At 73.3% G+C, this 25,015-nt stretch carries 20 protein-coding genes, 1 tRNA gene and 1 pseudogene; 14 read left to right on the top strand and 8 right to left on the bottom strand.

The annotated features are described in order from the left end of the window. Positions 1 to 99: 99 nt before the first annotated feature. Genes B1A86_RS07090 through B1A86_RS07070 form a run of 5 tightly spaced genes read left to right on the top strand, consistent with a single transcriptional unit; the run spans position 100 to position 6,384 of the window. Positions 100 to 1,188 (top strand): NAD kinase, encoded by a 1,089-nt coding sequence (locus tag B1A86_RS07090; protein ID WP_078025590.1) that lies wholly within the window; start codon positions 100 to 102, stop codon positions 1,186 to 1,188. Then, a complete protein-coding gene (recN, locus tag B1A86_RS07085) occupies positions 1,185 to 2,927 on the top strand; it encodes a DNA repair protein RecN (RefSeq protein ID WP_078025591.1) in 1,743 nt (580 codons plus the stop codon). The genes B1A86_RS07090 and recN overlap by 4 nt, the downstream gene beginning before the upstream one ends. Before the next feature lie 41 nt (positions 2,928 to 2,968). Continuing rightward, positions 2,969 to 3,676, top strand: coding sequence for an NUDIX hydrolase (locus B1A86_RS07080; RefSeq protein WP_036338140.1), 708 nt, complete (start codon positions 2,969 to 2,971; stop codon positions 3,674 to 3,676). Continuing rightward, on the top strand, positions 3,673 to 4,665 hold the full coding sequence (gene xerD, locus B1A86_RS07075; RefSeq protein ID WP_233263193.1) for a site-specific tyrosine recombinase XerD: 993 nt from the start codon (positions 3,673 to 3,675) through the stop codon (positions 4,663 to 4,665). The genes B1A86_RS07080 and xerD overlap by 4 nt, the downstream gene beginning before the upstream one ends. A gap of 9 nt (positions 4,666 to 4,674) precedes the next feature. Continuing rightward, positions 4,675 to 6,384 (top strand): CTP synthase, encoded by a 1,710-nt coding sequence (locus tag B1A86_RS07070; protein ID WP_078025592.1) that lies wholly within the window; start codon positions 4,675 to 4,677, stop codon positions 6,382 to 6,384. A gap of 245 nt (positions 6,385 to 6,629) precedes the next feature. On the opposite strand, the gene B1A86_RS07065 is transcribed toward B1A86_RS07070, so the two are convergent. The 4 genes from B1A86_RS07065 to B1A86_RS07050 are packed head-to-tail and all read right to left on the bottom strand — an operon-like array spanning position 6,630 to position 10,982. Continuing rightward, on the bottom strand, positions 6,630 to 7,775 hold the full coding sequence (locus tag B1A86_RS07065; protein WP_078025593.1) for a bifunctional 2-methylcitrate synthase/citrate synthase: 1,146 nt from the start codon (positions 7,773 to 7,775) through the stop codon (positions 6,630 to 6,632). 56 nt (positions 7,776 to 7,831) lie between these two features. After that, on the bottom strand, positions 7,832 to 8,770 hold the full coding sequence (gene prpB / locus B1A86_RS07060; RefSeq protein WP_078025594.1) for a methylisocitrate lyase: 939 nt from the start codon (positions 8,768 to 8,770) through the stop codon (positions 7,832 to 7,834). Further along, positions 8,770 to 10,296 carry an MmgE/PrpD family protein gene (locus tag B1A86_RS07055; RefSeq protein WP_036383286.1) on the bottom strand — a complete coding sequence of 509 codons (1,527 nt, stop codon included), beginning with the start codon at positions 10,294 to 10,296 and terminating at the stop codon, positions 8,770 to 8,772. The genes prpB and B1A86_RS07055 overlap by 1 nt, the downstream gene beginning before the upstream one ends. Then, positions 10,293 to 10,982: a GntR family transcriptional regulator gene (locus B1A86_RS07050; protein ID WP_020628108.1), complete on the bottom strand. Its 690-nt coding sequence runs from the start codon at positions 10,980 to 10,982 to the stop codon at positions 10,293 to 10,295. Before B1A86_RS07050 ends, B1A86_RS07055 begins: the two co-directional genes overlap by 4 nt. Before the next feature lie 215 nt (positions 10,983 to 11,197). Here B1A86_RS07050 and B1A86_RS07045 point away from each other — a divergent pair, with 215 nt between their 5' ends. Beyond that, positions 11,198 to 13,153, top strand: a complete 1,956-nt coding sequence (locus B1A86_RS07045) for an AMP-binding protein (RefSeq protein WP_078025595.1) — start codon at positions 11,198 to 11,200, stop codon at positions 13,151 to 13,153. Positions 13,154 to 13,160: 7 nt separating this feature from the next. Here B1A86_RS07045 and B1A86_RS07040 read toward each other — a convergent pair whose 3' ends face one another. The 3 genes from B1A86_RS07040 to B1A86_RS07035 are packed head-to-tail and all read right to left on the bottom strand — an operon-like array spanning position 13,161 to position 15,437. Beyond that, positions 13,161 to 13,877: a response regulator gene (locus tag B1A86_RS07040; protein ID WP_078025596.1), complete on the bottom strand. Its 717-nt coding sequence runs from the start codon at positions 13,875 to 13,877 to the stop codon at positions 13,161 to 13,163. Next, complete coding sequence (locus B1A86_RS11735; RefSeq protein ID WP_246836811.1) at positions 13,874 to 14,371, bottom strand: sensor histidine kinase; 498 nt, start codon at positions 14,369 to 14,371, stop codon at positions 13,874 to 13,876. Before B1A86_RS11735 ends, B1A86_RS07040 begins: the two co-directional genes overlap by 4 nt. Beyond that, complete coding sequence (locus B1A86_RS07035) at positions 14,286 to 15,437, bottom strand: cache domain-containing protein (protein WP_241252081.1); 1,152 nt, start codon at positions 15,435 to 15,437, stop codon at positions 14,286 to 14,288. The genes B1A86_RS11735 and B1A86_RS07035 overlap by 86 nt, the downstream gene beginning before the upstream one ends. A 187-nt stretch (positions 15,438 to 15,624) precedes the next feature. On the opposite strand from B1A86_RS07035, the gene B1A86_RS07030 reads away from it, so the two are divergent. From B1A86_RS07030 to B1A86_RS06995, 8 genes are all read left to right on the top strand, one after another. Next, positions 15,625 to 17,040, top strand: coding sequence for a cation:dicarboxylate symporter family transporter (locus tag B1A86_RS07030; RefSeq protein WP_020628103.1), 1,416 nt, complete (start codon positions 15,625 to 15,627; stop codon positions 17,038 to 17,040). Positions 17,041 to 17,281: 241 nt separating this feature from the next. Beyond that, on the top strand, positions 17,282 to 18,142 hold the full coding sequence (locus B1A86_RS07025; protein ID WP_050773867.1) for a ParA family protein: 861 nt from the start codon (positions 17,282 to 17,284) through the stop codon (positions 18,140 to 18,142). A 222-nt stretch (positions 18,143 to 18,364) separates the two neighbouring features. After that, positions 18,365 to 19,321: a pseudouridine synthase gene (locus B1A86_RS07020; RefSeq protein WP_036315713.1), complete on the top strand. Its 957-nt coding sequence runs from the start codon at positions 18,365 to 18,367 to the stop codon at positions 19,319 to 19,321. After that, complete coding sequence (locus B1A86_RS07015; RefSeq protein WP_020628100.1) at positions 19,318 to 20,478, top strand: prephenate dehydrogenase; 1,161 nt, start codon at positions 19,318 to 19,320, stop codon at positions 20,476 to 20,478. Before B1A86_RS07020 ends, B1A86_RS07015 begins: the two co-directional genes overlap by 4 nt. A 1-nt stretch (position 20,479) precedes the next feature. After that, complete coding sequence (cmk, locus tag B1A86_RS07010; RefSeq protein ID WP_041102682.1) at positions 20,480 to 21,211, top strand: (d)CMP kinase; 732 nt, start codon at positions 20,480 to 20,482, stop codon at positions 21,209 to 21,211. Then, a complete protein-coding gene (der, locus tag B1A86_RS07005; protein WP_041102681.1) occupies positions 21,208 to 22,746 on the top strand; it encodes a ribosome biogenesis GTPase Der in 1,539 nt (512 codons plus the stop codon). Before cmk ends, der begins: the two co-directional genes overlap by 4 nt. A gap of 104 nt (positions 22,747 to 22,850) precedes the next feature. After that, a complete protein-coding gene (locus B1A86_RS07000) occupies positions 22,851 to 23,330 on the top strand; it encodes a hypothetical protein (protein WP_041102680.1) in 480 nt (159 codons plus the stop codon). 378 nt (positions 23,331 to 23,708) lie between these two features. Next, a tRNA-Pro gene (locus B1A86_RS06995) sits at positions 23,709 to 23,785 on the top strand. A 306-nt stretch (positions 23,786 to 24,091) separates the two neighbouring features. Here B1A86_RS06995 and B1A86_RS06990 read toward each other — a convergent pair. Then, positions 24,092 to 24,844: pseudogene (locus B1A86_RS06990) on the bottom strand (IS3 family transposase); the annotation flags it as partial. Positions 24,845 to 25,015: the final 171 nt, after the last annotated feature.

Raw genomic sequence — 25,015 nt, 5'->3', positions numbered from 1 at the left:
ACACCGCCCGTCCACGGGCGCGGGGCCACCGGTTCGCGTGTCCGGTCTCGTGGCTATCCTGGAGCGCAGTGCCCGGCACCCCGGCTCGCGGAAGGAACCATGCCCTACACCCCCGGACGTCGCATCCTCGTCCTGACCCACACGGGCCGCGAGGACGCCATCAGCGCGGCGCTGCAGGCCACCCGCATGTTCGCGGAGGAGGGCCTGGTCACCGTCATGCTCGAACAGGACGTGGCCGCCATCCGCGCGGCCGCGGGGGACCCCCCGGAGTTCGCGCCGGAGACCCTCGGGGTCGACTGCGAGCTCGAGGACATCACCCTCGGCCTCGTCCTCGGCGGCGACGGCTCGGTGCTGCGGGCGGCCGACTTCGTCCGCGGCTACAACGTGCCGCTGCTGGCGGTGAACCTGGGCCACGTCGGCTTCCTCGCCGAGTCCGAGCGCACCGACCTGCACCGCACCGTCCAGGCGATCGCCTCGGAGTCCTACGTGGTGATCGAGCGCATGGCCCTGGACGTCGTCGTGCACGTGGAGGGCCGCGAGGTGGCCCGCACGTGGGCCCTCAACGAGGCCTCCGTGGAGAAGTCCCACCGGGAGCGGATGCTCGAGGTGGTCGTCTCCGTGGACAACTCGCCGCTGACGTCCTTCGGCTGCGACGGCGTCGTGCTGGCCACCCCCACCGGCTCCACGGCCTACGCCTTCTCCGCCGGGGGCCCCGTGGTGTGGCCCTCCGTGGAGGCCCTGCTGTGCGTGCCCATCAGCGCCCACGCACTGTTCACCCGCCCCCTCGTGGTGGGTCCGCGCTCCACGATCGGTGTGGACGTGCTCACCCGCACCCGCGAGACCGGTGTGCTGTGGTGTGACGGCCGGCGCACCGTCGAACTGCCACCGCAGGCCCGGGTCGAGGTGTCCCGGTCGGCAGAGCCGGTGCGCCTGGCCCGTCTTAACCCGACTCCCTTCGCGGAACGGCTGGTGCGCAAGTTCCGGCTGCCCACGGACGGCTGGCGCGGCCCCGTCACCGCCCAGGAGCGGGCGGGCGTGCTCCACGAGGTGGAGACCGTCGAGCCGCGGCACGCGGGGCCGCGTCCCGACGTCGTCGAACCGGCCACCATGCCGCTGTCGGTGCCCTCGCCCGCGGACATCCAACGCCACCGCGACCGCGGGGCGCGTCACCCCGGGGAGGACGCATGATCGACCATCTGAGGATCTCGGGGCTCGGCGTGATCGGCGAGGCCACCGTGGACCTGGACCCCGGCTTCACCGTCGTCACCGGTGAGACCGGCGCCGGCAAGACCATGGTGGTCACCGCCCTGGGCCTGCTGCTCGGTGCTCGCGCCGACGCGGGCGCGGTCCGCCGGGGCTCGTCCCGAGCCGTCGTGGACGCCGGCGTGCGCGTGACCGCGGACCACGCGGCCCTCCGCCTGGCTCAGGAGGCCGGCGCGGTCGTGGACGAGGGCGACAACGGCACCCACGACCTGGTCCTCAGCCGCAGCGTCACGGCGTCGGGGGACGGCACACGCTCCCGTGCCACGGCCGGCGGCCGTTCCGTGCCCGTGGGCCTGCTCTCCGAGATCGGGGCCACGCTCGTGGCCGTGCACGGGCAGAACGACCAGGTCCGCCTCCAGGGCGCCGACGCCCAGCGGCACGCCCTCGATGCGTTCGGCGGCGCCGAGCTCGCCGCGGCCCTGCGCGCCTACCGCGCGGACCACGCCGCCTGGACCGCCGCGCGTCGGGAGCGCGAGGAGCTCACCGCCCACCGCCAGGAGCGGGCCCGCGAGGCCGAGGCACTGCAGCGCTCGCTCGAGGAGATCGACCTCGCCGAGCCGCGGGAGGGGGAGGACGAGGAGCTGCGGGCTCTCATCCGTCGGCTCGAGGACGTCGAGGAGCTGCGCGCCGCCTCGGGGGAGGCGCACGCCCGACTGGCCGGCCCCGACGTGGACGCGATGGACGAGACCCCCGGCGCCGTCAGCCTTGTGGAGGCGGCGCGGCAGGCCGTGCTCGCCGCCCCCGGCGACGACCCCGACCTCGCCGCCGCGGCCGCACGCCTGGCCGAGGCCGCCGTCGTGCTCACGGACATCGCCGGCGACCTGGCCCGCTACACCGCCGACCTGGACGCCGACGCGGCCTCCGACCTCGACGCGGCCCAGTCGCGGCTGGCCGAGCTCACGCGACTGCAGCGGCTCTACGGGCCGGAGCTCGCCGACGTGATCGACTGGGCCCGGACCCAGCGTCCGCGCCTGGACGAGCTGCAGGGCGACTCCGGCCGCCTCGAGGAGCTCGAGGCGGAGGTCGACCGGCTCGACGCCGCGCTGCGCGAGCGGGCCGCGACCCTGACCGCCCTGCGCACCGCGGCCGCCGAGCGGCTCGAGACCGCGGTGACCGAGGAGCTGCACGCCCTGTTCATGCCGGACGCCTCGTTCCACGTGGGACTGACGCCGGTCGCCGGGGACGGTCTCGGCCCGTACGGCGCTGAGGACGTCACGCTCGCCCTGCGCCCCCACGCGGGCGTCGAGCCCCGGCCCCTGGGCCGCGGCGCCTCCGGCGGCGAGCTCTCCCGCGTGATGCTCGCCCTCGAGGTGGTCCTGGCCGCCACGGACCCGGTGCCCACCTTCGTGTTCGACGAGGTCGACGCCGGCGTGGGCGGTGAGGCCGCCGTGCGGATCGGGGCCCGCCTGGCCCGGCTCGCCCGCCACGTGCAGGTCATCGCCGTGACCCACCTGCCCCAGGTCGCCGCCTACGCGGACCGGCACGTGCGGGTGGAGAAGAACTCGGACCCGGCCGCGGGTGTGACCACCTCCGACGTCGTGACGCTGACGGCCGACGAACGGGTCGAGGAGCTCGCCCGCATGCTCGCCGGGCACGGGGACTCCGCGGCGGCCCGCGAGCACGCCCGGGAGCTGCTCGAGTCCTCCGCCCGCGAACGCGGCTGACCCGGTCCGCGGACGCCGCCCCGACATGAGAGGATCGCCCCATGCCTGAGATTTCCGCGTCCGCGGGACGCTCGCCCCTGCGCGACCTGCACGTCCCCCGCCCGGTGAAGAAGTCGAAGACCGTCTACGAGGGCCGAGTGTGGGACATCGCCCGGGAGTCGTTCCGCCTGGACCCGGCGGACAAGTCCCGGGAACCGCTGACCCGGGAGCTGATGGTGCACCCGGGCGCCGTGGCGATCCTCGCGGTCCGCACCAAGCTCACCACCACCGGCCCCCGCGAGCAGGTGGCCCTCGTCCGCCAGTACCGCCACCCCGTGGGCATGGAGCTGTGGGAGATCCCGGCGGGCCTGCGGGACGTGGACGGGGAGGACCTCCACCAGGTCGCCGTCCGCGAGCTGGCCGAGGAGGCCGACCTGCGCGCCCGCGAGTGGCACACCCTCGTCGACTACTACACGACCCCGGGCGGCTCCAGCGAGGCGATCCGCGTGTTCCTGGCCCGACAGATCGAAGAGATCCCCGACGGCGAGCGGCACACCCGGCAGGACGAGGAGGCCGCCATGCCGCTCGTGTGGGTCGGCCTCGACGAGGTGACCGACGCCGTCCTGGACGGCCGGGTGCACAACCCGTCCACCGTCGTCGCCGTGCTGGCCCTGGGCGCCCACCGCGCCCAGGGCTGGCGACGCCTGCGTCCCGTGGACGCGCCGTTCGTCCCCGACCGGCAGGCCCCGGGGGCGGACTGGCCCGCGTGAGCGCCGACCCGGCACCCCGGGGGAGCCGTGGGGGCCGGGGCGCGGAGTCCGCCCTCGCGGCCCCGTTCCGCCGCCACCTGGAGCACCTGGCCGTCGAGCGGGGCCTCGCCGCGAACACGCTGGCCGCCTACCGCCGCGACCTTGAGCGCTACCGCCGCTGGCTCGAGGCCCAGGGGGTGCGCGCCCCCGCCGACGTCGACCCGGGCCACGTCTCGGGCTTCCTGCGGGCGCTGGGCACCGGCGAGGACGGCGGGCGGCCCCTCGCGGTCCGCTCGGCGGCCCGCGTGCTCGCGGCCGTGCGCGGCCTGCACCGGTTCTGGGCCCTCGAGGGCCTCACGCCCGCCGACCCCGCCCTCGACGTCCACCCGCCGAAGCCGGGCGCCCGCCTGCCGAAGGCGCTCCCCGTGGAGCAGGTGACGGCGCTGCTGGAGGCCGTGCCCGTCGACACCCCGGCCGGCCTGCGGGACCGCGCGCTGCTCGAGTTCCTCTACGGCACCGGCGCCCGCATCTCCGAGGTGGTCGGCCTCGACGTCGACGACGTGGTGGGGCTCGCGCAGACCGGGGACGACGGCGGCCAGCCTGTGGTCCGCCTGTTCGGCAAGGGGTCCAAGGAGCGCGTGGTGCCGATCGGCTCCTACGCGGCCGCCGCGCTCGACGCGTGGCTGGTGCGGGGACGGCCCACGATCATGGCGGGAGCCGCACGCTCCACGCCCGCCCTGTTCGTCAACGCCTGCGGCGGCCGGCTCTCCCGGCAGTCCGCGTGGGCCGTGCTGAAGCGGGCGGCCGAGCGCGCCGGCCTCGAGGCGGACGTCTCGCCCCACACCCTGCGCCACTGCTTCGCCACGCACCTGCTGGCCGGCGGCGCGGACGTCCGCGTGGTCCAGGAGCTGCTCGGGCACGCGTCCGTGACCACCACGCAGGTGTACACCCTCGTCACCGTGGACTCCCTGCGCGAGGTCTACTCCGCCGCGCATCCGCGCGCGCGCTGAGCCCCGCACCTGATACGCTCAAGATCCGTGGTGAAACGAACTTCTCGTACTCAGACGTCCACGCGCGTCACCCGTCACGTGTTCGTGACCGGCGGTGTCGCCTCCTCCCTCGGCAAGGGGCTCACGGCCTCCTCGCTCGGCCACCTGCTCAAGGCGCGCGGGCTCAGGGTGGTGATGCAGAAGCTCGACCCCTACCTCAACGTGGACCCGGGCACCATGAACCCGTTCCAGCACGGCGAGGTGTTCGTCACCGAGGACGGCGCCGAGACGGACCTGGACATCGGCCACTACGAGCGCTTCCTCGACGAGGACCTCGACGGCCTGGACAACGTGACCACCGGCCAGGTGTACTCCACCGTGATCGCCCGCGAGCGCCGCGGCGAGTACCTCGGGGACACCGTCCAGGTCATCCCGCACATCACCGACGAGATCTGCCGCCGGATGCGCCTGCCCGCGGAGCCCCGCGGCGACCGCCCCGCCCCGGACGTGATCATCACGGAGATCGGCGGCACCGTCGGCGACATCGAGTCGCAGCCCTTCCTCGAGGCCGCCCGCCAGGTCCGCCAGGACGTCGGCCGCGACGACGTCTTCTTCCTGCACGTCTCCCTCGTGCCGTACATCGGCCCCTCGCAGGAGCTCAAGACCAAGCCCACCCAGCACTCCGTGGCCGCCCTGCGCTCGATCGGCATCCAGCCGGACGCGATCGTGCTGCGCTCGGACCGGGCCGTCCCCGACGACGTCCGCGGCAAGATTGCCCGCATGTGCGACGTCCCGCAGGACGCCGTCGTCAACTGCGCCGACGCCCCCTCCATCTACGACATCCCCCGCGTCATCCACGACCAGGGCCTCGACGCCCACGTGGTGCAGTCCCTGGACCTGAAGTTCAAGGACGTGGACTGGACCGCCTGGGACGCGCTCATGGACGCCGTGCACCACCCGGAGCATGAGCTCACCGTGGCGCTCGTGGGCAAGTACGTGGACCTGCCGGACGCCTACCTGTCCGTCACCGAGGCGCTGCGCGCCGGTGGCTTCGCCCACCGGGCCAAGGTGGGCATCCGCTGGGTGGCCGCGGACGAGTGCGCCACCCCCGAGGGCGCGGCGGTGGCGCTCGCGGACGTCGACGCCGTGTGTGTGCCCGGCGGCTTCGGCGTGCGCGGTCTCGAGGGCAAGCTCGGCGCGCTGCGGCACGCCCGCGAGCAGCGGATCCCGACGCTGGGTCTGTGCCTGGGCCTGCAGTCCATGGTCATCGAGTACGCCCGCAACGTCCTCGGCCTGGAGGACGCGGACTCCACCGAGTTCGACCCGGAGACCGCCTCGCCCGTGATCGCCACCATGGCCGAGCAGGAGCAGATCGTGGCCGGCGAGGGGGACCTCGGCGGCACCATGCGCCTGGGCGCCTTCCCCGCGACCCTGCGCCCGGGCTCCGTGGTGGCCGAGGCCTACGGCACCACCGAGGTGACCGAGCGCCACCGCCACCGCTACGAGGTGAACAACGCCTACCGCGACCGCCTCGAGGAGGCCGGTCTCGCGATCTGCGGCACCTCCCCGGACGGCGCCCTCGTGGAGTTCGTGGAGCTGCCCCGGGACGTGCACCCGTACTACGTGTCCACGCAGGCCCACCCGGAGTTCTCCTCCCGGCCGACCCGCCCGCACCCGCTGTTCGCCGGCCTCGTCGCCGCCGGCCTGGCCCGCCGCGCCGACGCGGCGGCCCGGCGCTGAGGGGCCGACGACCGGCCCGACACAGTGGTCACGACACGCCGTCGCCGCGCCCGGCACGCGGCGTGTCGTGACCACTCTGCGAGGGCGTCGCACCGATGACGACACGACGACGGCGGGCCGCCCCACCCGGGGCGACCCGCCGTCGTCGTGCACGCGGCACCGCGCCGCGAGCGAATGGGGCGACGTGTCGGAGGTGATCTGCGTCTACACCTCCGACAAGTCGCCCCGACCGCCCCTCACGAGGCTCAGCCCGCCGGCAGCTCCCGCTGCTCGGGGCCGTCGTAGGCCGAGAGCGGGCGGATCAGCGCGTTCGCGGCGCGCTGCTCCATGATGTGGGCGGTCCAGCCCGTGATGCGCGAGGCGATGAACAGCGGGGTGAACATCTCCGTGTCGAAGCCCATCAGGTGGTAGGTCGGGCCGGCCGGGTAGTCGAGGTTCGGCTTGATCTGCTTGGCCTCGTCCATCGCGGACTGCAGGCCGTCGTACAGCCCGAGCATCTCCTCGCGGCCGTAGTGCTCGATCATCCGGTCCAGCGCGGCCTTCATGGTGGGCACGCGGGAGTCGCCGTTCTTGTAGACGCGGTGGCCGAAGCCCATGACCTTCTTCTTCTGGGCCAGGGCGTCCTCCATCCACGCCTTCGCTCGGGCGGCGGCGTCCTGGCGGGACTCCTCCTTCCGGATGCCGATCTCGTCGAAGGTGTGCATCACGGCCTCGTTGGCGCCGCCGTGCAGGGGGCCCTTGAGCGCGCCGATCGCACCGGTCACGGCCGAGTGCAGGTCGGAGAGCGTCGAGGTGATCACGCGCGCGGTGAAAGTCGAGGCGTTGAACGAGTGCTCTGCGTACAGCACCATCGAGACGCGGAACGCGTCCACGACCTCCGGGGCGGCCTCCTCGCCGAACGTCATCCAGAGGAAGTTCTGCGAGTAGTCCAGGTCCTCGCGCGGCTCCACCACGTCCTGGCCGCGCCGGCGGCGCTGGTCGTAGGCGACGACGGCCGGGAACGCCGCGAACAGGGCCTGGGCCTTCTCCAGCTCGGCCTCGGGGGAGGAGTCCTCCGCCTTCGGGTGGTTCGCGCCGAGCACGGACACGGCGGTGCGTCCGACGTCCATGGGGTGGCAGTCGGTGGGCAGCAGGTCGATGGCCTGCTTCACCTTCGGGTCGAGGGCACGGTGCGCGCGCTCGAAGTGCTCGAACGCGGCCAGCTCCTCGTCCGTGGGCAGCTCGCCCGTCCAGAGCAGCAGCGCGACGGCCTCGAACGAAAGCTGCGCGGCCAGGTCCTGCACGGGATAGCCGCGATACAGCAGGGAGTTCGTCTCCGGGTTGACCTTGGAGATCGCCGTGGTGTCCACGACGACGCCGGCCAGGCCCTTCTTGATCTCGGTCTCGGTCATGGTGTCCCTCCTCGGGGAGTGGGGCCCGCCCGCGCACGGGCGGGCCCGGTGACGGGTCAGAGGTCGGCGTGGTTGGCGCCGATGTCGAGCGTGGGCACGTCGAAGTTGAAGATGCCCGTGTCGAAGGCGTTGTAGCCCTCGTAGTCCACCAGCTCGTAGAGGCGGGCGCGGGTGAGCATCTGCTCCACCTGCGACTGCTGGGTGCCCTCCTCCTTGATGGCGTTGAGCACGCGCTCGGCGGCGCCCATCGCGGAGCGCAGCAGGGTGACCGGGTAGATCACCATCGCGACGCCGGCGTCGGCCAGCTGCCGGCGGGTGAACAGCTCGGACTTGCCGAACTCGGTCATGTTCGCCAGGACCGGGACCCCGAGGGGCTCCAGCTCGCGACACACGGTCTCGAACTCGCCGATGTCCTTCAGGGCCTCCGGGAAGATCGCGTCCGCACCGGCCTCCACGAGCGCCTTCATGCGGGCGATCGCGGCGTCCAGGCCCTCCACGGCACGCAGGTCGGTGCGCGCCATGATGAGGAAGTTCGGGTCCCGGCGGGCGTGGACGGCGGCGGCGATGCGCTTGACCGCGGTGTCGAGCTCCACCATGTTCTTGCCGTCGAGGTGGCCGCACCGCTTGGGGTTGAACTGGTCCTCGATGTGGCAGCCGGCCAGGCCGGCGTTCTCGAACTCCTGCACCGTGCGGGCCACGTTCATCGGCTCGCCGAAGCCGGTGTCCGCGTCGATGAGGCACGGCAGGTCCGTGAGGCGGGCGATCTGCCCGCCGCGCACGGCCACCTCGGTGAGCGTGGTCAGCCCGACGTCGGGCAGGCCCAGCTCGTTCGCGAGCACGCCGCCGGAGATGTAGACACCGGGGAAGCCCTTCTCCTGGATCAGCTTGGCGGACAGCGGCGTGAACGCGCCCGGGAACTGCTGGGCGCCGCCCTGCTTGAGGGTCTCCCGCAGGTCGATCCGCTTCTGTTCGGCCGTCTTCGTCGAGTACAGCATCAGAACAGGCCCTTCGGGGCGGCGGCGAGGTCGGCCTCGGACAGGAACGCCGGGTCTGCCAGGATGTTCAGCTGGTCCAGCTCGCCGGGCTGCAGCTCCGCCACGCGCTCGGCGGCGGCCAGGAAGCGGTCCTGCTCCTCCTTCGAGACGATGCCCTCGGCCAGGGTGCGGAACTTCTGGATGTACTGCTCGCGGGCGAACGGCCGGGCGCCGAGCGGGTGGGCGTCGGCCACGGCGATCTCGTCGGTGATGACGGTGCCGTCCTTGAGGGTGATCTCCACCGCTCCGCCGAACGCCTTCTCCGCGAGGTCCAGCGAGTGGTAGCGGCGGGTCCACTCCGGGTCCTCCACGGTGGTCACCTTGTGCCACAGGGCCACGGTGTCCTCGCGCTGGGCGCGCTCGGGGGCGTAGGAGTCCACGTGGTGCCAGGATCCGTCCTGCAGGGCCACGGTGAAGATGTAGGGGATCGAGTGGTCGAGGGTCTCGCGCGAGGCCGTCGGATCGTACTTCTGCGGGTCGTTGGCGCCCGAGCCGATCACGTAGTGGGTGTGGTGCGAGGTCTTGATCAGCACCGACTCGACGTTCGCCGGGTCGGTGGCCTCCGGGTGCTCCCTGTGGAGCTTGCGGGCCAGGTCGATCCAGGCCTGGGCCTGGTACTCGGCCGAGTGCTCCTTGGTGTACGTGTCCAGGATGCCGCGCTTGGGCTCGCCCTGCTCGGGCAGCGGCACCTCGTAGGAGGCATCCGGGCCGTCCAGCAGCCAGGCGATCACGCCGTCCTCGCCCTCGTAGATCGGGACGGGCGAGGTCTGGCCGCGCATGGCGCGGTCCACGGCCTCGACGGCCATCTTGCCCGCGAACGCCGGGGCGTGGGCCTTCCACGTGGAGATCTCGCCCTTGCGGGACTGTCGGGTGGCGGTGGTGGTGTGCAGGCCCTGGCCGATGGCCTGGAAGATGGTCTCGGTGTCCAGGCCGAGCAGGGTGCCGATGCCGGCGGAGGCGGAGGGGCCGATGTGGGCCACGTGGTCGATCTTGTGGCCGTACAGGTTGATGGACTTCACGAGGTCCACCTGAATCTCGTAGCCGGTGGCGATGCCGCGGATCAGGTCCTTGCCGGAGCGGCCGGCATGCTGGGCGACGGCGAGGATCGGCGGGATGTTGTCGCCCGGGTGGGAGTACTCGGCGGCCAGGAACGTGTCGTGGTAGTCCAGCTCGCGGACGGCCACGCCGTTGGCCCACGCGGCCCACTCGGGGGAGACCTTCTGCTCCACACCGAACACGGAGGCGCCCTCGCCGCCGGTGGAGACCGGGTGGGACAGGGCCTGGGCGCGGGCGGCGACGATCGGGCCGCGCCGGAGCGAGGCGACGGCGACGGAGGCGTTGTCGATGATCCGGTTGATGATCATCTCCTCGACCTCGGGCAGCACCTCGACGTCGTCGACGGCCACCTCGGCCAGCTTCCAGGCCAGCTGGTCCTTGCGCTCGAGGTTCTCCTCGGAGCGGTGGACGCGCACGTGATGGTTCTTCATGGTCGGTCTCCTTCGGTGGGGGTCAGCAGGGTCGGGGTCTCCTCGGCGCGGCCGCGCCGGGTCAGATGGTGGAAGGCGTGGTGCAGGTGGACCCGCGTGGTCGCCTCCGCGAGGTCCGCGGCGCCCGAGCCGACGGCGTCGGCGATGTCCGCGTGCTCCGCGGCGGAGGCCGCGAGGCGGGCCGGGTCGTCGGCGGCCAGTCGGCGCAGGCGCGCCAGGTGCAGGCGCAGGGTGCGCAGGGTGGAGACGAGGTAGGGGTTCGCGGCGGCCTCGTCCAGCCGGCTGTCCAGCTCGGCCGTCATCGCGTAGTAGTCCGCGGGGTCGGTCCCGCCGCGCAGGGCCGCCTCGGCCTCCTGGAAACGGCCCGCGAGGACCGTGAACCGCTCGGCCGCCTCCGGGGTGGCCCGCTGCGCGGCCCGGCGCGCCAGGAGGGACTCGAGGGCGATGCGCAGGTCGAACAGCTGGTCCGCCTGCTCGAGGGACAGGTCGGCGACGACGATGCCCCGGCCCGGTGCCTGCTCGGCCAGGCCGTCGGCCACCAGGCGGGAGAGCGCCTCGCGCAGAGGGGTGCGCGAGATGCCCAGGCGTTCGGCCTGCTCCACCTCGCCCAGGCCCGCGCCCGGAGGGAGGGACCAGTCGAGGATCTCCGCCCTCAGGGCCTGGTACGCCCGCTCACTCGCTCGCATGCCGCCAGTGTATACACAACAGTCCCGCCGAGGGCAGAGACGTGTCCGGTGCGCGCGTCGGACGGCGCCGTCGGAGGGGAGTGTCGTCCGGCGTGAGCGGGCCGGGTGCCGTGCCCCTGGCGGGGGACGCCCGTGCGCCGGCACGCCTCAGTCGCAGCGCGAGAAATGTATACAGATCGCTTGCCCCGTGTGATCCACAGCACTACCCTGGGCGCATGGCGACCCACGATGCCCCCGCCGAAGACCGCCCCTCCGGCGCGTACGCCGACGCCCACGCCCGCTCCCTCCGCGACCCCGAGGGGTTCTGGCTCGACGCGGCGCGCGCCATCGACTGGACCGTCGCGCCCACGCGCGCCCTCGACGACTCCGCCGCGCCTCTGTACCGCTGGTTCCCGGACGGCGAGCTGAACACCGCCTTCAACTGCCTGGACCGGCACGTCGAGGCGGGCCGCGGGGACGCCGTCGCGCTGATCCACGACTCCGCGATGACCGGTGAGGTCACCCGCTACACGTACGCCGAGCTCACGGACGCGGTGGCCCGCCTGGCCGGCGCCCTGGCCGCGCGCGGCGTCGGCAAGGGCGACCGCGTCCTCGTGTACCTGCCGATGATCCCGCAGGCCCCCATCGCGATGCTGGCGTGCGCGCGGCTCGGCGCGGTGCACTCCGTGGTCTTCGGCGGCTTCGCCCCGCGCGAGCTCGCCTCCCGCATCGACGACGCCGCCCCCGACGTCGTGCTCACCTGCTCCGGCGGCATCGAGCCCAAGCGCCGGGTCGAATACCTGCCCGCCGTGGCCGAGGCGCTCGAGACCGCCGCGCACCCCGTGCGCACGGTGCTGGTCCACCACCGCGAGGGCTTCGAGACCGCGCTCGCGGACGCCGACGGACGCGGGGGCGCGAGCTGGGAGGACTGGGGCGAGGCCGTGGCGGCCGCCGAGCCGGCCGACTGCGTCCCGGTGCGGGCCACCGACCCGCTGTACGTGCTCTACACCTCGGGCACCACTGGCAAGCCGAAGGGCGTCGTCCGGGACAACGGGGGCCACGCCGTCGCCCTGCGCTGGACCATGGAGCACATTTACGACGTCGGCCCGGGACAGGCGATGTGCACGGCCTCGGACGTGGGCTGGGTCGTGGGGCACTCCTACATCGTCTACGGCCCGCTGCTGGCCGGGGCCACCACGGTGATGTACGAGGGCAAGCCCGTGGGCACGCCCGACGCCGGCGCGTTCTGGCGGCTCATCGAGGACCACGGTGTGCGCTCCTTCTTCACGGCCCCCACGGCGCTGCGCGCGATCCGCCGCGCCGACCCCGAGGGCGAGCTGCTCAAGGCCCACGACCTGTCCTCCCTGCGGCACTTCTTCGCCGCGGGCGAGCGCCTGGACCCGGAGACGCAGCGGTGGATCGAGGGCCTGCTGGGCATGCCGGTGATCGACCACTGGTGGCAGACCGAGACCGGCTGGGCCATCGCGGCGAATCCGGTGGGCCTGGAGCAGCTGCCGGTGAAGATCGGCTCGTCCTCGGTGCCCTCGCCGGGCGTCGATCTCGTGGTCCTGGACGGCCTGGGGGAGCCCGTGCCCGCCGGGACCGAGGGCAACATCGCCCTGCGGCTGCCGCTGCCCCCGGGCAGCCTGCCCACCCTGTGGCGCGACGACCAGCGCTACATCGACTCCTACCTCAGCGCGTTCCCCGGCCATTACGCGACCGGTGACTCCGGCGTCGTGGACGAGGACGGCTACGTGTTCGTGCTCGGCCGCACCGATGACGTCATCAACGTCTCCGGGCACCGGCTGTCCACGGGCGTCCTCGAGGCCGCCCTGGGCTCCCACCCGGCGGTGGCCGAATGCGCCGTGATCGGCGTCGCGGACCCGCTCAAGGGCCAGCGGCCCTCGGGCTACGTGGTCCTCAAGTCCGGCGTCGAGACGCCCGAGCCCGGCTCCGAGGCCGAGGCCGCGCTCCTGGACGAGCTGCGTCAGGCGGTGCGCCGCGAGGTGGGCCCGGTGGCGGACTTCCGCGACGTCGTCGTGGTGGACGCGCTGCCCAAGACCCGCTCGGGCAAGATCCTGCGCAAGACCATGCGGCAGATGGCCGACGGCGAGGAGTACGCGGTGCCCTCGACCATCGAGGACCCCGCCGTGCTGGAGGCCCTGGCCGGGGTGCTGCGCCCGGCCCGCTGAGCGCCGCTCACGTGCGGCCGGCCCAGCGGTACTCCTGCTCGGGCCGGCCACGGCCGCCGTGCCGGGCCGAGCGCCGCACCCGGCGGATCCGCTCGAGGTGCTCGAGGTAGCGCCGGGCCGTCACGCGGGAGATGCCCAGGCGCTCGCCCACCTCGGCCGCGCTCAGGGCGGTCTCCGGGTCCGCCCCCAGCAGCTCCACCACCTCGCGCAGGGTGCTCTCGGTCAGCCCCTTGGGCAGGGCCTCGGCGCGCCGCTCGCGGGAGACGCGGAAGACGGCGTCCACCTGCTCCTGGCCGTCGAGGGCGCCGTCGCCGGCCAGCATCGCCGAGGCGGCGCGGAACCCGCCCAGCCGATCCGCGAACTCGTCGAAGCCGAACGGCTTCACGAGGTACTGCGTCACCCCGTACGCGACGGCGCGGCGCACCACCGGCAGGTCGGTGGCCGCGGTGAGCGCCAGCACCCCGCCGTGGAAGCCGGCCGCGCGCAGTTGGCGCAGGAAGTCCAGGCCGTGCCCGTCGGGCAGGTTCATGTCCAGCAGGACGACGTCGAACGGGAAGCGCCCGTTGGCGTGCAGGCCCGCCGCGGCGACCTGCCGCGCGGCCAGCAGGGAACCGGCCACCGCGGCCACCTCGAAGCCCGGCAGCCGGTCCAGGTGCGCCACGTAGGTCTCGGCCGTCAGCTGCTCGTCCTCGACGACGAGCACCCGGTACGGGCGGGCGGTCATGTCTCCTCCTGGGGTGTGGGCTCGCGGGGCACCTCGACGGTGAACACGGTGCCGGAGTCGGTCGCGACGTCCACGACCCCGCCGGCCTCCTCCGCGATCCGCCGCGTCAGCCACAGCCCCATGCCGCGTCCGGCGGCGCCGACGGGCTTCGTCGACCAGCCCCGGTCGAAGAGCCGGCGGCGGTCCGCGTCGGAGGGTCCGGGGCCGCCGTCGGCCACCTGCACCACCAGGCCCGTGGCGTCCGAGACCACCTCGACGTCGACCCACCGGTCTACCGCGGACAGGTCCGGTGCGGCGGCCGCGTCGAGGTCGTTGTCCACCAGGTTGCCCAGCACGGTCAGCAGGTCGAGCGGGCGCAGCGGGGCGGGCGCGGTCAGCTCGGCGGACCAGGTCAGCGCCACCCCCCGCTCACGCGCCTGGGCGGCCTTCGCGTCGAGCAGGGCGGCGAGGACGTCGTCGGAGGCCTCCTCGTCCGCGGCGCGGCGGGACAGCACGGCCCGGGCCGCCTCCAGCCGGCCCGACTCCACGAGGGCGAGGGCGGTGTGCAGCTGGTTGGCGTGCTCGTGCGTCTGCGCGCGCAGCGCCGTGGTCAGGGTATGCGCCACGGTGAGCTCGTCGCCGAGCCGCTGCAGGTCGGTGCGGTCGTGCAGGACGAGCACGCGCGATCCCGCCGGGGCGGTGGTCACGCCCTCGCGGGCGGCCGCGGCGAGGGCCGTCGGCGGGACCGACCCGCCGGGGTCGGAACGGCCGGGCGCCCGCACGACACGCTGCTGCACCACGAGGACCCGCCCGCCGACGGCGAGGCTCGCCCGCGCCCTCCCAGCCGAGCAGGCGCGCGGCGGCGTCGTTGTGCAGGCGGACCCGCCCGTCCGGGGCGAGGACCACGACGCCGGCCTCGAGCGAGTCCATGGCCGTCTCCGCCAGCAGGAACTGCTCGGCGATCTGCTCGGGGCCGCGTCCGAGCGTCACCCGGTTCAGATACCGGCCCACGAGCCAGGCGACGAGCAGGCCGACGGCGGCCACGGCGGCCGAGCCCAGCAGGATGCCGGGGATCTGGGCCTGGGCCATGATGGTGACGTCGGAGATCTGCACGCCCATCGTGACCACGCCCAGGACGGTGCCGTCCTCCGGGTCCACGACCGGCGCGAGCGCACGCACCGACCGGCCCGCGGCACCGGTGCTCGAGAGCTCCACGACGGTGTCCCCGGCCACGACGGCGTCCACCGGCCTCGGGTAGCGGACACCGACCTGCTCGGGGCGCCAGCTCGCCAACCGCATCCCGTCCGGGTCCATCACGGTCAGCCACGAGACCTGTGCCTCGGCGATCCAGCCGTCGATCCCGGCCTGCAAGGCGGGGGCGTCGCCGGCCCGCAGGGCCGAGACGAGCGCGGGGTCGCGCGCCACGAGGGTGGTGACGCCCTGGACGTGGCGCTCCTCGACGCGCTGGGCCACCTCGCGGGCCTGGAGGTAGGCGCTCCACACGCTGAACAGGGCGATGGCCGCCACGAGCGCCACGTGGACCACGGCGATCCGCCGGGCGATCGACCACGGGTGGCGCATGCCTCTCCTCCCTCGGGCCGGCGACGCGCCGGTCCACCCCCACGATCCTGCAGTCCGTCGGCCGCCGTGACCACTATGACCGCAATCGTGACCGACACCACCCGGGGCCGCGAGAGTGGTCACATCCCTCCCGCGCCGTTGCGGACCGCTCGGCGGCGCCCCACCACCGCACAGAACGGAACGCCCGATGGCGCACACCCCACCGGCCGAGACCTCGGCCCCGCCGGCCCCGGCGACGAAGAAGGACCGCACCCACTGGCTGTACATCGCCGTGATCGCCTCGGTGGTGCTGGGCGCCGCCGTCGGCCTGCTCTTCCCCGAGTTCGGCAAGTCCCTCAAGCCGCTGGGCGACGGCTTCGTCTCCCTCATCAAGATGATGATCGGCCCGGTCATCTTCTGCACGATCGTCCTCGGCGTCGGCTCGATCGCCAAGGCCGCGACCGTCGGCCGCGTGGGCGGCATCGCCCTGGTCTACTTCATGGCGATGTCCACGTTCGCGCTGGCCGTCGGCCTCGTCGTCGGCAACCTCATCCACCCCGGCGAGGGCCTCAAGCTGACGCCCTACGACCCGAACAAGCCCACGGCCGCGGCGGACGGCACCGTCCAGTTCCTGCTGGACATCATCCCCGGCTCCCTGCCGATGCTGCCCACCCTGTTCATCGCCCTGCTCGTGGGCTTCGCCCTGCAGCAGATGGGCCCGGCCGACGCCCCGCTGCTGCGTGGTCTCACGCTGATCCAGGGCGTCGTGTTCCGCATCCTCATGATGGTGATGTGGGTCGCCCCGATCGGCGCCTTCGGTGCGATCGCCGCCGTCGTCGGCTCCACGGGCTGGTCCGCGATCGGCGCCATGGCGCTGCTCATGGGCGCCTTCTACCTGACCTGCATCGCCTTCATCGTGGTGGTGCTCGGCACCGTCCTGAAGGTCGTGACCGGCCTGAGCATCCTGTCCCTCATGAAGTACCTGGGCCGGGAGTACCTGCTCATCTTCGCCACCAGCTCCTCCGAGACCGCCCTGCCCCGCCTGATCGCCAAGATGGAGCACGCCGGCGTGGACAAGTCCGTCGTGGGCGTGACCGTGCCCACCGGCTACTCCTTCAACCTGGACGGCACCGCCATCTACCTGACCATGGCCGCGCTCTTCGTCTCCAACGCGATGGGCGCGGAGATGAACCTCGGCGAGCAGATCGGCCTGCTGGTCTTCATGATCATCGCCTCGAAGGGCGCGGCCGGCGTCACCGGCGCGGGCATGGCCACGCTCGCCGCCGGCCTGCAGGCGCACCGACCCGAGCTGCTCGGCGGCATGGGCGTGATCGTGGGCATCGACAAGTTCATGTCCGAGGCCCGCGCCCTGACCAACTTCACCGGCAACGCCGTGGCCACGCTCCTCGTCGGCCGCTGGGTGGGCGAGCTCGACGGCGAGCGTGCCCGGCGCGTCCTCAGCGGCGAGCTGCAGTTCGACGAGGCGACCGTGGCCGGCCACGACGGCGCCGCGCACGACCCGCAGCAGTCCCCGACGATCGCCGAGCAGGCCTACGAGGGTCACCCCGACTCCAGCCTGAACTTCGCCATGGCCGCCGACGGCGACCGGAACCCCGCCCGCTGACGGAGGCGGCGGGCCCGCGCGGCACGCCGCACCGTCGACCACCGGCGACGCCGGGGACGAGCCTGGACACCGGCCCGTCCCCGGCGCCGCCGTCGTCCCGGGAACGCCAGGCACTAGGGTGGGGGAAGATCCGGACACGCCGACGACGGCGGCCGCGGCGCGCCGCGGCCCGCGGCCGGGCGTGCAGACCACCGTGGAAGGAGCCGGCGCCGCCGTGACCTCGAGAGAACCGATCCCCGTGATGACCATCCACGGCGAGCCCGTGCTCGGGCCCACCGGCCGGCCCAAGCACGACTTCCCCGAGCCCGCGCCCCTGACCTCGCACGGCCCGGCGCGGATCATCTCGATGGTGAACCAGAAGGGCGGCGTCGGGAAGACGACCTCCACCATCAACCTGGGCGCCGCGCTCGCGGGCTATGGCCGCAGGGTGCTCATGGTGGACTTCGACCCGCAGGGCGCCCTCTCGGCCGGCCTGGGTGCGAACCCGCACGAGCTCGACACCACGGTGTACAACGTGCTCATGGAGCGGTCGGTGACCGCGAAGGACGCGATCCTGTCCACGGACTTCGAGAACATGGACCTGCTGCCGGCCAACATCGACCTGTCCGCGGCCGAGGTGCAGCTCGTCAACGAGGTGGCCCGCGAGCAGGTCCTCGAGCGCGCGCTGCGCCAGGTCCGCGACGACTACGACGTGGTCCTCATCGACTGCCAGCCCTCGCTGGGCCTGCTGACCGTCAACGCGCTGACCGCCTCGCACGGCGTGATCATCCCGCTGACCGCCGAGTTCTTCGCGCTGCGCGCGGTCGCCCTGCTCGTCGAGACGATCGAGAAGGTGCAGGACCGGCTCAACCCGGACCTGGAGATCGACGGCGTGCTGGCCACCATGTTCGACCAGCGGACCCTGCACTCCAAGGAGGTCGTGGGCTCGCTGGTGGCCGGCTTCGGAGACCGCGTGTTCGAGACCGTCATCAAGCGCTCCATCAAGTTCGCCGACGCCACGGTGGCGGCCACGCCCATCACCCTGTTCGCCGAGAACCACGACGGCGCCAAGGCCTACCGGCAGCTCGCCCGTGAGCTGATCAGCCGCGGCGGCGCGCCGTGACCGTCCGCTGAGCGCCGACGACGCCGGCCCGGTCCCGTCGCGGGACCGGGCCGGTTTTCTCCGCGCTCGCGGCCGGGGGAGCGGTGGCCGGGAGACGCGACGCCGCCGATCTGCGAGAATGAAGCCGGGCGTGTCCGTCTCCGGACCGTCCCTCACCCCCTGACCCGTCCGCCGCCGGCCCGACCGGCGCCGTTGACGCGCACCCGAAAGGACGCCCTCCCCATGAACTCCCGCAAGCCGCGAGGCTCCGGACGCACCCCCGCCGTCGGTCGACGGGGCGGCCCGTTCCAGGAGCGCGACTTCCAGCGACAGATCGGTGCCCGCCGCGGCGCCGCCGCCCCCCGTGAGGAGGCCCCCTTCGACGAGGACGCCGTGCCGCGCACCCGCGGTCGCCGCGGCCGCGGCGCCGGCGCCGCCCGGGCCAAGGCCGCCCACCTCGACCGCATCCACGACGAGTCGGGCGAGCGCCTGCAGAAGGTGCTGGCCGCGGCGGGTGTGGCGTCCCGGCGCGTGAGCGAGGACCTCATCGCCGAGGGCCGCGTGGAGGTGGACGGCGTCGTCGTCACCGAGCCCGGCGTGCGCGTGGACCCGGCCACGGCCGTGATCCGGGTGGACGGCATCTCCGTGCAGACGGACGTGACCAAGCAGTACTTCGTCTTCAACAAGCCCCGCGGCGTGATCTCCACGATGGTGGACCCGGAGGGCCGGCCCTCGATCGCCACCTACCTCAAGCCCGGGCAGGAGCACCTGTTCCACGTGGGCCGTCTGGACAACGAGACCGAGGGCCTGCTCATCCTCACCAACGACGGCGAGCTGGCCAACCGCCTCACCCACCCCAGCTACGAGGTCCCCAAGACCTACGTGGTGCAGACCCGCGGCCCGCTGGCCAAGGGCGTCTCGAACCGGCTGCGCGAGGGCGTGGAACTGGAGGACGGCGTGGCGCAGGTCGACTCGTTCAAGCTCGTCGACTCGACGCCGGGCCACGTGCTCGTCGAGGTCGTGCTGCACTCGGGCAAGAACCGCATCGTGCGTCGCATGTTCCAGGAGATCGGCCACCCGGTCGAGCGGCTCGTCCGCGTCAAGGTGGGCCCCATCCTGCTGGGCGACCAGAAGCAGGGCACCGTCCGCGCACTCAACGCGCAGGAGCTGGGCCACCTCAAGGCCCTGGTCGGCCTGTGAGCGCGCCCGCCGAGTCCGCCGCCAAGCTCGGTGACGGCCCGGCCGGGATCCCGCAGCCCGTGCTCGTCCGGGGGACCGGTCTGCTGGGCGCCTCGATCGGCATCGGGCTGAGCGCGGCCGGTGTGGACGTGCGCCTGCACGACCCCTCGCCCGCCGCCCTGGCCGTGGCCGCGGACATCCGCGCCGGACGCCCCGCCCGCCTGGACGCCGAGGGCGACGACCTCGACGTCGCCCCGGGACTCGTCGTCGTGGCCGCGCCGCCGGACGTGACCGCCGACGTCGTGGTCGACTCGCTGCGCCGCTGGCCCGCGGCCGTGGTGGTGGACATCGCCTCGGTGAAGGAGGCGGTCGCCGCGGGCGTGCGCGCTGCCGTCGACGACGGCCGCCTGGCCCCGCAGGACGCCGACCGGTACCTCGGGACGCACCCGATGGCCGGCTCCGAGCGGTCCGGTCCCGTGGCGGCCCGCGGCACCCTGTTCACGCAGGCGCCGTGGGTGCTGTGCCCGACGGACACGACGCACCCGGGCGCCCTCGCGGCCGGTCGGGCGCTCGCGCGGACGCTGCAGGCCACCCCGTACCGGATGGCGGCCCGCGCCCACGACGAATCGGTCGCGCTGATCTCGCACCTGCCGCAGATCGCCGCCTCGCTCGTGGCCTCCCGCCTGCAGGACACCCCGGACCAGGCGCTCGCCCTGGCCGGCAACGGGCTGCGGGACACCACCCGGATCGCAGCGTCGGACCCGCAGCTGTGGGTGCAGATCCTCTCCGGCAACGCCGGGCGGATCGTGCCGGCGCTGCACGGGCTGCGGGCGGACCTGGACCGGCTGATCCGCACCCTGGAGGACCCCTCCGCCCCCGGGGCGCGGCTGGACATGGCGCAGCTGATCGCCGAGGGCAACGCCGGTCGGGCACGGGTGCCCGGCAAGCACGGGGCGCCGCCGCAGGCGTTCGCGGTGGTCACGGTGATCGTGGACGACGCCCCCGGGCAGATCGCGGCCCTCCTCGACGAGGTCGGCCGCACGGACGTGAACGTGGAGGACCTGCGGCTCGAGCACGCCTCGGGCCACCGGGTCGGCATGGTGGAGATCTCCGTGCTGCCCGGCCGCAGGGACGAACTCGTGGCGGCGCTGACCGCCGCCGGATGGAAGGTGGTCTGAGATGACCGAGCACACCCGCGACGACGTCGCACCCGCGCCGCTCGTGGTGGCGGTGGACGGCCCCTCGGGCTCGGGCAAGTCGTCCGTGTCCAAGGCCGTGGCCCGGCGTCTCGGCGCCGCGTACCTGGACACCGGCGCCATGTACCGCGCCGTGGCGTGGCACTGCCTGAACGAGGGCGTCGACCTGGCCGATGCGGAGGCCGTGGCGGCGGCCGCCGTCGCCATGGACCTGGACCAGTCCACCGACCCGGACGTCGAGGCCGTGCGGGTCGGCGGCACGGACGTCACCGAGGCGATCCGCGGCCCCGAGGTCACGGACACGGTCTCCACCGTCGCCGTGGTGATCCCGGTGCGCGAGGAGCTGCACCGTCGCCAGCGGGCGGCGATCGCCGCCGCGGGCCGGATGGTCGCCGAGGGCCGCGACATCACCACGGTGGTGGCCCCGGACGCCCACGCGCGCGTGCTGCTCACGGCGTCCGAGGCCGTGCGCACCGCCCGCCGCTCGGGCCAGCTGGCCGCGGCGGGGGAGACCGGCGTCGACGCCGGCACGCTGCACCGTCAGGTGGCCGGGCGCGACGCCCGCGACGCCACCGTGTCCACGTTCGACCGCCCCGCCGACGGGGTGGCGCTCGTGGACTCCACCGAGCTCGACTTCGAGCAGACCGTGGCGGCCGTCCTGGCCGCCGTCGAGGACCAGGCCGGCATCCCGGCCGTGAAGGGAGGCCGACGATGACCGAGAACCCCCAGCACCGCTCCGGTGAGGACGAGTTCGTCCCCGCCGGCGACGATCAGGTGGCCGAGCGGCTCGCCGCCATGACCGAGGAGGAGGCCGAGGCGCGTGCCGCATCGTTGCGCGCCGGCCTGGCCGACTACGAGCTCGAGGAGGACGACGCCGCCCTCCTCGACGCGTGGCAGCTCGGGCCCGACGAGGACGTCGACGCGCCCGTGCCGCCCGTGCTGGCCATCGTGGGCCGGCCGAACGTCGGCAAGTCCACGCTCGTCAACCGCATCATCGGCCGCCGCGAGGCCGTCGTGGAGGACGTGCCCGGCGTGACGCGCGACCGCGTCTCCTACGACGCCGAGTGGAACGGCCGCGAGTTCACCGTGGTGGACACCGGCGGCTGGGAGCACGACGCCAAGGGCATCCACCGCCGCGTGGCCGAACAGGCCGAGCTGGCCGTGGACGTGGCGGACGCCGTCGTGTTCGTGGTGGACGCCACCGTCGGCATGACGGCCACGGACGAGGCCGTGGTCTCGATGCTGCGCCGCAAGGACCGCCCGGTGATCGTGGCCGCCAACAAGGTGGACGACATGGTCCAGGAGGCCGACGCCGCCACCCTGTGGTCGCTCGGCTTCGGCTACCCGTACCCGGTGTCCGCGGTGCACGGCCGCGGCGTCGCGGACCTGTTGGACGCCGCCCTCGAGGCGCTGCCGGAGGAGTCCGCCCACGGCGGTCTCGTGCCGCGCGGCGGCCCGCGCCGGATCGCCCTCGTGGGCCGGCCGAACGTGGGCAAGTCCTCGCTGCTGAACAAGCTGGCCGGCTCGGACCGCGTGGTGGTGGACGACCTGGCCGGCACCACGCGCGACCCCGTGGACGAGCTCGTGGAGCTCGGCGGACGGCTGTGGCGCTTCGTGGACACCGCCGGCATCCGTCGACGGCAGCACATGGCCCACGGCGCCGACTACTACGCGTCGCTGCGCACGGCCTCCGCCCTGGACCGCGCCGAGGTGGCCGTGGTGCTGCTCGAGGCGCCGCAGGTGATCTCGGAGCAGGACGTGCGCATCCTCCAGATGGTGCTGGACTCCGGGCGTGCGCTCGTGATCGCGTTCAACAAGTGGGACCAGGTGGGTGAAGACCGCCGGCTCCAGCTGGCCAAGGAGATCGAGCGGGACCTGGCGCACGTCGCCTGGGCGCCGCGCGTGAACATCTCCGCGAAGACCGGCTGGCACAAGGACCGTCTCGTCCCCGCGCTGGACCTCGCCCTGGACTCGTGGGACACCCGCATCCCCACGGGCAAGCTCAACGCGTTCCTCGGCGAGCTCGTGGCGGCCCACCCGCACCCGCTGCGCGGCGGCAAGCAGCCCCGCATCCTGTTCGCGACCCAGGTCTCGAGCCGGCCGCCCAAGTTCGTGCTGTTCACCACCGGGTTCCTGGACCCCGGCTACCGCCGGTTCATCGTGCGCCGCCTGCGCGAGACGTTCGGGTTCGAGGGCACGCCCCTCGAGATCGGGATGCGCGTGCGCGAGAAGCGCGGTCGCCGCCGCTGATCCGGCTCTGCCCCGACGACGTCCCTCGGCCTGCCGTGCCGGGGGACGTCGTCGTCCCGGCCGGCTCCCACCGTTCGTCCACCTTCGCCCCGTAGCCTGAGGGCATGAGCCTGATCCGACGTCGCCCCGCCGCCCTGTCCTTGGCCACCCTGGCCGCGCTCGCGCTGGCCGCATCCGGCTGCGCGGTCGACGACGGCGAGACCCGGGCCGCGCTGCAGAGCGCGGAGGACCGGCTCGCCCAGGCCGAGGACCGGATCAGCGAGCTGGAGGCGGACGCGTCGGACCGCGTGGACCTGGGGCAGCTGCGCCAGGAGGCCGAGGACGCCCTCGAGGAGGCGGACCAGCGCGCCGCCGAGGTCGTCGAGGACCTGACGCGATCCCTGCCCTCCGGTTCGGACATCGTCGACGTCGAGGCCCTTCGGGAGGACGGGAAGGTGGTCATCGAGTACGGCCAGTCCCTGCTCGAGGCCGATCCCCAGGTTCTCGAGGACACGATGCGGGAGGCGGCGGACCGGGCGCGCGACGCCATCCCGGACCTGGAGGACGTCGAATTCCGCGTGGGAGACCGGACCTTCACGTACTGATCCTGCGACGGGGCTCCGTGCGGCCCCCGACACGCCCCTGCGACGCGCCCGGAACGGCGGATCGGAGCGGCTCGGCGTGTTACGCTTCTCACGTGCACGACTGCACCCTCAGTCATGAGAGGGTTCGTGCAGACCGCCAGGCCCACCGGTACGCCGGGGCCGCGGTCGCTGGGGGACTCTCGGTCGGGTGGCCCTCGGTCAAGGGATGAGGGGTTCACGTCTGTGAAGAGGACGTGGGCCCCTTGTTCACGTTCCGGGAGCGTCATGCCGTTTGTCCCTGACCACGACGACCCGGCGGGCCCGCTCCCGATTCGCGTCCGGCGGTGCGGGTGGGGTATGCTCGTCGGGTGCCGAAGCGCGGATGACCGCGATTCGCCACGGGCTATGGCGCAGCTTGGTAGCGCGCTTGACTGGGGGTCAAGAGGTCGTGGGTTCAAATCCCGCTAGCCCGACCACGTTCCCACGGGTCAGAGTCCGCATCTGACGAGGGAAAATGGAATGAGGCCCAGGTACTCCCTCGAGGGGAGCGCCTGGGCCTCTTTCCGTGCCTGACATATTCCTTAGCACAAACTGATCGAGACAGACCCTACGGTTCGGCGTTCGGCTCGACTTATATCCCCGGGAATTCAGAACTTCCTCAGTGGCCGAGCGGCTCGATCCAAAATCGATCTCGTCGGTGACCAGAGCGTTGGCCCTGAAGCCCCCTGGGTCTGATGGAGACTCGCGCTATTTGATTCCGACAACTGTTCGCGGCCGGCCTCGACAGCATAGAACGTGTCCTCGAACTCGGCGGGTGGGACGTCGCCGAGGTAGCCGTGGAGGCGTTGCGTGTTGTGCCAGGACACCCACCCGAGGGTCGCGAGCTCGAGGTCCTCGACCGTCCGCCAGGGACCTGGCCGTGCGGGTCCGCGGACGAGCTCGGCCTTGTAATAGCCGTTCACGGTCTCGGCCAGGGCGTTGTCGTAGCTGTCCCCGACGGTCCCGATCGACGGTGTCGCTCCGATCTCGGCGAGGCGTTCGCCGTAGCGAATGGAGGTGAATTGAGACCCCGCGTCGCTGTGACAGCGCAGGTCCTCATGGCGAGCGCCGCGGGACCAGCGGGCCATCTCGATCGCGTCGAGGACCATCTCGGTGCGCATGTGTGACGCGCACCGCCACCCGACGATCATCCGGGAGAACGCGTCGACGATGAAGCAGACGTACGCGACGCCGGCCCACGTCGTCACGAACGCCAGGTCGGTGACCCAGAGCCGGTTCGGGGCAGGCGCGGTGAACTCCCGCTTCACGAGGTCCGGGTGCCGCGCCGCGGTCGGATCTGGCCGGGTCGTCTTCACCCGCTTCGACCTGGTCGCGCCCTTAATCCCTGCGGCGCGCATGAGCCGGCCCGTCTGATCTCGGCCGATGTCGATCCCGGCGCGACGCGCGGTCTTCCAGAGCTTTCTGACCCCGTAGACGCGGTAGTTCGTCTCCCAGAGCTCGACCAGCTGCGGGATCAGCTCCTCGTCCCGCACCGAGTGTAAGCGGCCATGAAAAGCTGCCCATAGGTGGCCAGGGAATGACCCGCTGACGGCCATGAGGACTGCCCAGTGATGGCCACGGGAACTGCCCGGTGCTGGCCATCTGGTTTGCCCGCGTTGCTCGTTGCCCGCCGCGTCGTGAGCCGGCGGGGGCCTCCTCCCCGGGTT

This window comes from Micrococcus sp. KBS0714, from assembly GCF_002008305.4.
GTDB classification, from domain to species: Bacteria; Actinomycetota; Actinomycetes; order Actinomycetales; family Micrococcaceae; genus Micrococcus; species Micrococcus luteus.
Note: the sequence above shows the minus strand (reverse complement) of the source record. Positions and strands in the feature narration are given on the sequence as shown.

What these genes read in the sequence shown, in the direction of transcription:
- B1A86_RS07090 (WP_078025590.1), top strand. Translation starts at nt 100, where the DNA reads ATGCCCTACACCCCCGGACGTCGCATCCTCGTCCTGACCCACACGGGC.
- recN (WP_078025591.1), top strand. Translation starts at nt 1,185, where the DNA reads ATGATCGACCATCTGAGGATCTCGGGGCTCGGCGTGATCGGCGAGGCC.
- B1A86_RS07080 (WP_036338140.1), top strand. Translation starts at nt 2,969, where the DNA reads ATGCCTGAGATTTCCGCGTCCGCGGGACGCTCGCCCCTGCGCGACCTG.
- B1A86_RS07065 (WP_078025593.1), bottom strand. Translation starts at nt 7,775, where the DNA reads ATGACCGAGACCGAGATCAAGAAGGGCCTGGCCGGCGTCGTCGTGGAC.
- prpB (WP_078025594.1), bottom strand. Translation starts at nt 8,770, where the DNA reads ATGCTGTACTCGACGAAGACGGCCGAACAGAAGCGGATCGACCTGCGG.
- B1A86_RS07055 (WP_036383286.1), bottom strand. Translation starts at nt 10,296, where the DNA reads ATGAAGAACCATCACGTGCGCGTCCACCGCTCCGAGGAGAACCTCGAG.
- B1A86_RS07050 (WP_020628108.1), bottom strand. Translation starts at nt 10,982, where the DNA reads ATGCGAGCGAGTGAGCGGGCGTACCAGGCCCTGAGGGCGGAGATCCTC.
- B1A86_RS07045 (WP_078025595.1), top strand. Translation starts at nt 11,198, where the DNA reads ATGGCGACCCACGATGCCCCCGCCGAAGACCGCCCCTCCGGCGCGTAC.
- B1A86_RS07040 (WP_078025596.1), bottom strand. Translation starts at nt 13,877, where the DNA reads ATGACCGCCCGCCCGTACCGGGTGCTCGTCGTCGAGGACGAGCAGCTG.
- B1A86_RS07035 (WP_241252081.1), bottom strand. Translation starts at nt 15,437, where the DNA reads ATGCGCCACCCGTGGTCGATCGCCCGGCGGATCGCCGTGGTCCACGTG.
- B1A86_RS07030 (WP_020628103.1), top strand. Translation starts at nt 15,625, where the DNA reads ATGGCGCACACCCCACCGGCCGAGACCTCGGCCCCGCCGGCCCCGGCG.
- B1A86_RS07025 (WP_050773867.1), top strand. Translation starts at nt 17,282, where the DNA reads ATGACCATCCACGGCGAGCCCGTGCTCGGGCCCACCGGCCGGCCCAAG.
- B1A86_RS07020 (WP_036315713.1), top strand. Translation starts at nt 18,365, where the DNA reads ATGAACTCCCGCAAGCCGCGAGGCTCCGGACGCACCCCCGCCGTCGGT.
- cmk (WP_041102682.1), top strand. Translation starts at nt 20,480, where the DNA reads ATGACCGAGCACACCCGCGACGACGTCGCACCCGCGCCGCTCGTGGTG.
- der (WP_041102681.1), top strand. Translation starts at nt 21,208, where the DNA reads ATGACCGAGAACCCCCAGCACCGCTCCGGTGAGGACGAGTTCGTCCCC.
- B1A86_RS07000 (WP_041102680.1), top strand. Translation starts at nt 22,851, where the DNA reads ATGAGCCTGATCCGACGTCGCCCCGCCGCCCTGTCCTTGGCCACCCTG.